Below are 6,622 nucleotides of genomic sequence, written 5' to 3'. Positions count from 1 at the left end.
ATGAAGGGGCTTGCCTCCGCAAAGGCAAGCCCCTTCATCTTTGCCGTGTCAAATCCTCATGCCACCTGAACCGGCCTGACACGGTCAACCAACCGCAGCGGCGTCTCCTGCGCGGTTCCGAGCTTCGGCAACAGTGCGGCCGCCTTTTCCGTCTCCGAGGAATGCGGTTCGTAGTAGTTTTTTATGATCATGCGCACACTGGTGCCGGCCAAGTGGGCGATGGCGGAAATCTCCACCTGCTTGTCGAGCATTGTCGTGATCCAAAGGTGCCGGATGTCGTACGGGCAGACATCGTAATCCAACTCGGCACGCTTGGCGGCATTGCTGAAGGCCGTGCCGATGTCGGCAACCGGATTGCCTTGATATTCGATGAGATGTCCACTCTTATGCAAATGCCGCCGCTCCTCCAGAGCCAGCATGAACTCGTCCGAGCACCGGACGAACGCCCATTTCTGGACCTTTCGGTGAAACACCTCCACGCCGCCCTGCTTCCACTTCACGTTCTCCGAAAACGTGAGCGAATACAGATACTGGCCAGGACGGCAGGGAATATTCCACGCCACTTGAATTGCCCAGGCGAGATGCTCCGGCGCATTCGCAATAATACGATCCAGCGCTTCCAGCGTGAGCCGGGAACGGTGCTGGAGCTGCCGCTCGTCGCTCTGTTCCAGCAACGCCGCCACCATAAGCCTGAGAGTTGCGCTTCCTTTCGAAAGATGCCCACCACGTCGGCCCTGCGCTACACGTCCTTGTTCAATGGCTCCAGCGGTTTCGCGCTGCGCAGCGGCACCCGGTGCAGGGCCGGGAACCCCATGAACGCCGTCACGTCGTGTGCGCCCGTGTCCATGCGCCCCGCCAGCCTGCGCCAGCCTTGCGGAGCCGCTCGGCCATGTCGCCAAGTTTGATTCGCCACCTTCGAAACAGCATCGCCAACACTTGACCTTGAATTTCATTTTCAATACCATCCCTCCAGACACCACTGGAGGATCCAGCTCATGAAACCGTCTCAAATCGTTTCCGCCCTGGCCACCCTGATGGACATCCGGCAGCCCGCCTTCCTGTGGGGCGCGCCCGGGGTGGGCAAAAGCCAAGTCGTGGCGCAGGCCGCAGCCTCCAGGGGCCTCGAACTCATCGACGTGCGCGCCGTGCTGCTCGACCCGGTCGATCTGCGCGGGTTGCCGCGCATAGACGCCCAGGGCGCAGCCGTATGGTGCCCGCCCGCGTTTTTGCCGCGCGCCGGGCGCGGCGTGCTCTTCCTGGACGAGCTCAATTCCGCCCCGCCCCTGGTGCAGGCGGCCTGCTATCAGCTCATCCTGGACCGCAAGCTGGGCGAGTACGCCCTGCCCGAAGGCTGGACCGTGCTTGCCGCAGGCAACCGCGAGTCCGACCGGGCAATCACCCACCGGATGCCCTCGGCCCTGGCGAACCGTCTGGTGCACCTGGACTTCGAACCCGACCTGGACGATTGGCTGTCCTGGGCCGAAGGCGCGGGCGTGGATTCCAGGCTCCGGGCATTTTTGCGCTTCCGGCCCAAGCTGCTGCACGCCCACGATCCGCTCTCCGGCGAGAAGGCCTTCCCCTCCCCGCGCTCCTGGGAGTTCGTTTCGCGCATTCTTGACGCGCGGCCCGGCCGCGAGGCCCTGGGGGCCTTGCTGCGCGGCGCGGTTGGCGAGGCTGCGGCCCTGGAATGCCTGGGTTACCTGGACATCTGCGACAGCCTGCCAGAAACCGACGCCGTGCTGGCCAACCCCGGCGGAGTGCGCATTCCCGAAGAGCCCGCAGCCATTTACGCCCTGTGCGAGTCCGTGGCGCGCAAGGCTTCGGACGGGGCCATGCCGAGCCTGGCCGTGCTGGCCGGACGCCTACCCGTGGAGTTCGGCGTGCTGCTCATGCGCGACGCCGCCGCCACCGAGCCCTCCATCGTGGAGACCGAGGCGTTCAAGGGCTGGGCCTGCGCCAACAGCGACGTGCTGGTGGTCTAGATGGACCAGACCGGCGAGAAAACGGAGGACCGGGCCGCGCGCCTCAAGATGGTCAGGGCCAGAAGCGCCCTGGTGCTCGACCATCCCTTTTTCGCCAGCCTGGCCCTGCGCCTGGAACTGCGCGAAGACCGCCACTGCTCCACGGCCTGGTCCGACGGCAAGGTGCTTGCCTACAATCCGGGCTACGTCAACGCCGTGTCCCTGGAGCGCATCAAAGGCCTGCAGTGCCACGAGGTGCTGCACTTGGCCTGTCTGCACCACCTGCGCCGCAAAGACCGCGACGCCAAGATCTGGAACAAGGCCTGCGACTACGCCATCAATCCCATCCTGCTGGAGGCGGGCCTGAGCCTGCCCACGGGCTACCTGGACGATCCGGCGCACCACGGCAAGAGCGCCGACGCCATCTACGCCGAGCTTGTGTACGGCATGGACGAGGTCAAGGGCGGGGCCAGCGGAGGCGGCAACGAGGAGGAAAGCAGGCCCGCCGAAGACATGGACGCCACCAGCGCAGGGGGCGACAGCGGCGGCCAAGGCGACCAGGAGCCCGAGCCGGGCGGCCAGAGCAAGGGTGAACCGGGCGACCAGCCCTTTGCCGCGGCGGGCGGGGATTCCGGGGACGCGGGGGAGGAGCGCGCGGAGAGCAGCGATCCCGGCATGAGCGGAGAGGTGCGCGACCACAGCTCCGGCGCGAACGCTCCGGAAGGCTCGTCGAACAATCTCGAAGAAGAGGCCTGGAACGCCGCCCTGGCCCAGGCCCTGCACAAGGCCCGCGAATGCGGCAAGCTCCCCGGCTGCCTGGAGCGCCTGGCCGCGCGCAGGCTGTTTCCCGCCCTGGGCTGGCGCGAACTGCTGCGCCGCTTCCTGTCCAAGGCCGCGCGCAACGACTTTTCCTGGGTGCGCCCCAACCGTCGCCATGTGCACAGCGGGCTGTACCTGCCGGGGCTGGAGAATCTGGAGCTTGCGGAAATCGCCGTGGCCGTGGACGTGTCCGGAAGCATCACCCAGGCGGAACTGGAGCGCTTCGCGGCCGAGCTTTCCGCCGTGCTGGAGGAGTTCAGCGCCGAGATCACGGTGCTCACCTGCGACGCGGCCCTCACCTCCGTCAGACGGCTCTCCAGCCTGGATTTGCCCCTGGACTTCACCGCCGCCGGAGGCGGGGGCACCAGCTTTCGCCCGCCCTTCGAGCTGCTGGCCCAGGAGGGCGCGGACCCGGCCTGTCTCGTGTACTTCACCGACCTCGCCAGCGACGCCTACCCAGAGGACCCAGGCTATCCCGTGCTCTGGGTCACCCCGGCCAGAGACTTCGACCCGCCCCCCTTCGGGGAGGCCATCATCATGGAGGAGCGCCAGTGAACATCGAATGGGTCATCACCAAGAAGCGCGGCAATTTCCGCCCGGTGCTCCGGTACACCGTCACGCTCACGGAGTTCGAGCGCGAGCTGGGCGTGCCCATGGTGCGCATCGCAAGCCAGATCCCCAAGCCGCCGGACGCCAGCTGGGACTACTGCTGGCCCGGCCAGAACGAGCGCGGCCAATGGTCACCTGCGGAGTTCCACCAGCTGGCCACGCCCGCGCACAAGACCGGGGAGCTGACCGAAGTGCTCCGGCTGCCCTGGCGCGAGGGCAACGCGTATCCGGAAGTGGAGGCGTCTTTCCAGGCCCTGCGCCAGGCCTTCGAGCGCGCCCTGGAGGCTGCGGCGGCCAGCGCGCCCCTGCAGTTGCGCGGCGATCTGGAGACCACCCGCGAGACGCGGCGGGCCATCGCCCCGGCCTTTGCGGCCGAACGGCTCCTGCGCCTGGTGAACCCGGAGGCGGCCAGGGGCTGAGGTGCGGCCCCTGGACACACGCGCCGCGCTGTCGTAGGCTTATTCCCGGCGGCGTACCCTGACCCTCGCCTGGGCGGGGCCCGAAGCAAGGGTGCCGCCTGCCCGGCCAGCCCAGGACAGCCGGGCTTTTTTGCGCCCGGCGCCCAGGCCGCAGCCCCCTCACAATCCCACTTGCGCCAAGTCTTCGCCCAGGTAGCCGCGCTCGTTCTCGCCCAGGCAGCCCATGGCGAGGCAGAGCATGGTCCACAGATGCACGGTCTTCCAGCCGCCCTTGGCGTGGTGCGAAAGCTCCTCGATCTGCGCGTGGCAGTTGTGGCAGGGGGTGATGACGTAGTCGGCCCCGGTGGCGAGAATCTGCGCCGTCTTGACGCGGCCGTAAGCCAGGCGGGCCTCCTTGAAGCCGGACTGGAGGAAGCCGCCGCCCCCGCCGCAGCAGTAGTTGTTGGACTTGTTGGGCCACATGTCGACGAAGTGCTCCTCGCCCACGCAGGCCTTGACCACAAAGCGCAGCGCGTCGGCGAAGGGATCGCCCATGGACTTGCGCACGGCCATGCAGGGATCCTGCACGGTGAACCGCAGTCCCAGCTTCCTGTTCCAGTCGGAGCTGGGCTTCAGCTTCCCTTCCCGAATCCAGCGGGCGTACCAGTTCACGATGTGGTCGAACTCCACGCCGGGGTCGATGTTGAAACGCTGCAAGCCGGCCCAGATGGAATAGAACGAGTGGCCGCACTCGATGTTGACCCATGATTTGCAGCCGAGCTTCCTCACGCCCGCCGCCTGCTTCTCCAGCACCTCGCGCCAATGATCGTCCTCCGCGGCGAACATGCAGTAGTTCTCCGCGCCCCACCCCGCCGTCCCGTAGGTCCAGTCCGCCCCGGCCAGGTGGAGGATCTTCCACAGCGGCACCATTTCGTCCGGCTCCTGCATGGGCTCGCGCGAGTTCTGGTTCACGAAGAAATACGAGCCCTTACGGTCGATGGGAGCCTGCAAATCCTTGAACTCCGGCTGGCTCTGGCGCACCTCCTCCAGAACATCGCCCACCACGAACGCGAAGTCCTTGCTGGAAAGCCCCACGGCGCTCGCGCCTTCGGTCTTCAAGCCCTGGTCGCAGGATCCGATGATGCCCTTGGGCTTCTTTTCCCGCGGCCAGCTGGCCCGCAGCGCGTATACCAGGCCGGGGATATCCACCTGCATGGGGCACACCCGCACACAGCGGAAGCACATGGTGCACATCCAGACCCACGGCGTGGACAACAGTTCCTCTTCCAGGCCCAGGGCGGCCATGCGCAACAGCTTGCGCGGGTCCATGCCCGCAAGGCCGGAGGCGGGGCAGCCGCTGCTGCACGCCCCGCAGGTCATGCACATGCTGAAGTCGAACCGGGAAAGATACGGGCGGAGTGTCTCGTTGAGCGGGGCGGGAATGACTGCGTTCATTGCGGTAGCCTCCGTGAGGTGTGGCGTTTCGGTGCGCGCCCGGCCTTTTCGCTGGGGCCGGGCGCGCACCGGGTGCGTCACAACCCCACGTTGGCCAGGTCTTCGCCCAGGTAGCTGCGCTCGTTCTCGCCAAGGCAGCCCATGGAAAGGCAGATCAGCGTCCACAGGTGGACCACGGGGAAGTGCCTTCCCGAATGCTCGGACAAATCATGAATCTGCGAATGGCAGTTGTGGCAGGGGGCGATGCAGTAGTCCGCGCCCGTGTCCAGAATCTGCCGGAGCTTGCGGTCCCCATAGGCCCTGCGCTGCTCGGTGTAGCCGGACTGCAGGTAGCCGCCGCCCCCGCCGCAGCAGTAGTTGTTGGACTTGTTGGGCCACATGTCGATGAAGTGCTCCTCGCCCACCACCGACTTGACCACGAACCGCAGATCCTCGGCCACGGGGTCGCCAAAGGACTTGCGCACCAGCTGGCACGGGTCCTGGACAGTGAAGGTGACGCCAAGCTCCTTGTTCCAGTCGGAGCTGACCGCAAGCTTGCCTTCGCGTATCCAGCGCGCATACAGGCGAATGATGCTCTCTATCTCGAACTTGGGAGTGATGTTGAACTTCTGCAGTCCGGCCCGGACTGCGTACATTTCGTGGCCTCACTCCGTGTTGAGCCAGTATTTGCACCCCAGGTCCTCCACGGCCTTCACCTTGTTGCGCACTATGGTCTCCCAGGCGGCGTCGTCGGCCAGGAACATGCAGTAGTTCTCCGCCGCCCAGCCCAGGGTGCCGTACGTCCAGTCGCAGCCCACGGTGTGCAGAATCTTCCACAGGGGCACCATTTCGTCCGGCTCGGTCACCGGCTCGCGCGAGTTCTGGTTCAGGAAGTACTCCGCCCCGGGGCGGTTGAACGTCACCTGCAAATCCTCCCAGCCGGGCTGGTTCTCCTTGACCTCCTCCAGGATGTCGCCCGCGACGTAGACAAAGTCCTCGCTGCGGGCGCCCATGGCCGAGTTGCTCTCATTTTTCAGGGCCTGGTCGCAGGAGCCGCGTATGCCCTTGGGTCGGCTTTCGCGCGGCCAAGCGGTGCGCGCCTCGTACACCAGCCGGGGAATGTCTATCTGCATGGGGCAGGCGTACACACAGCGCTGGCACATGGTGCACATCCACACCCAGGGGGTGGAGAGCACCTCCTCGTCCTGCCCCAAGGCGCACAGGCGCAGAAACTTGCGCGGATCCATGCCCTCCAGGCCGGAGGCCGGGCACCCGGAGGCGCACAGCCCGCAGGTGAGGCACATGGACAGGTTTCCGCCCTCCGGCAGCAATTCCATCACCTTGGAAAGGAACTCGCTGCGCCTGGGCTCCATCACAATGGCCGCTTCGCCCATGACCGTC

General features: G+C 66.3%; 5 protein-coding genes and 1 pseudogene. 3 read left to right on the top strand and 3 right to left on the bottom strand.

The genetic code is table 11. From position 1 onward, the window contains the following. Positions 1-56: 56 nt before the first annotated feature. Entirely contained in the window at positions 57-686 is a 630-nt protein-coding gene (locus tag CHB73_RS12295; RefSeq protein WP_089274885.1) for a site-specific integrase, read from the bottom strand. A gap of 309 nt (positions 687-995) precedes the next feature. Between CHB73_RS12295 and CHB73_RS12290 the strand changes: the two genes are divergently transcribed. From CHB73_RS12290 to CHB73_RS12280, 3 genes are read left to right on the top strand one after another with little or no spacing between them, the layout of a single operon-like run. Further along, a complete protein-coding gene (locus CHB73_RS12290) occupies positions 996-1,982 on the top strand; it encodes an AAA family ATPase (protein WP_089274884.1) in 987 nt (328 codons plus the stop codon). Continuing rightward, the gene (locus CHB73_RS12285) at positions 1,983-3,335 is read left to right on the top strand and encodes a vWA domain-containing protein (protein WP_089274883.1); all 1,353 of its coding nucleotides are present in this window, start codon (positions 1,983-1,985) and stop codon (positions 3,333-3,335) included. Next, positions 3,332-3,808: a hypothetical protein gene (locus CHB73_RS12280; RefSeq protein WP_089274882.1), complete on the top strand. Its 477-nt coding sequence runs from the start codon at positions 3,332-3,334 to the stop codon at positions 3,806-3,808. The genes CHB73_RS12285 and CHB73_RS12280 overlap by 4 nt, the downstream gene beginning before the upstream one ends. Before the next feature lie 159 nt (positions 3,809-3,967). Here the strand turns inward: CHB73_RS12280 and CHB73_RS12275 are convergent. Then, positions 3,968-5,182, bottom strand: a pseudogene (locus tag CHB73_RS12275) ((Fe-S)-binding protein); the annotation flags it as partial. 137 nt (positions 5,183-5,319) lie between these two features. After that, complete coding sequence (locus CHB73_RS12270) at positions 5,320-6,615, bottom strand: (Fe-S)-binding protein (protein ID WP_089274880.1); 1,296 nt, start codon at positions 6,613-6,615, stop codon at positions 5,320-5,322. Positions 6,616-6,622: the final 7 nt, after the last annotated feature.

It is taken from the genome of Humidesulfovibrio mexicanus, assembly GCF_900188225.1.
Classification (GTDB): Bacteria; Desulfobacterota; Desulfovibrionia; order Desulfovibrionales; family Desulfovibrionaceae; genus Humidesulfovibrio; species Humidesulfovibrio mexicanus.
Note: the sequence above shows the minus strand (reverse complement) of the source record. Positions and strands in the feature narration are given on the sequence as shown.

Excerpts from the sequence above, each read along its gene's own strand:
- CHB73_RS12295 (WP_089274885.1), bottom strand. The coding sequence starts at position 686 with ATGGTGGCGGCGTTGCTGGAACAGAGCGACGAGCGGCAGCTCCAGCAC.
- CHB73_RS12285 (WP_089274883.1), top strand. The coding sequence starts at position 1,983 with ATGGACCAGACCGGCGAGAAAACGGAGGACCGGGCCGCGCGCCTCAAG.
- CHB73_RS12290 (WP_089274884.1), top strand. The coding sequence starts at position 996 with ATGAAACCGTCTCAAATCGTTTCCGCCCTGGCCACCCTGATGGACATC.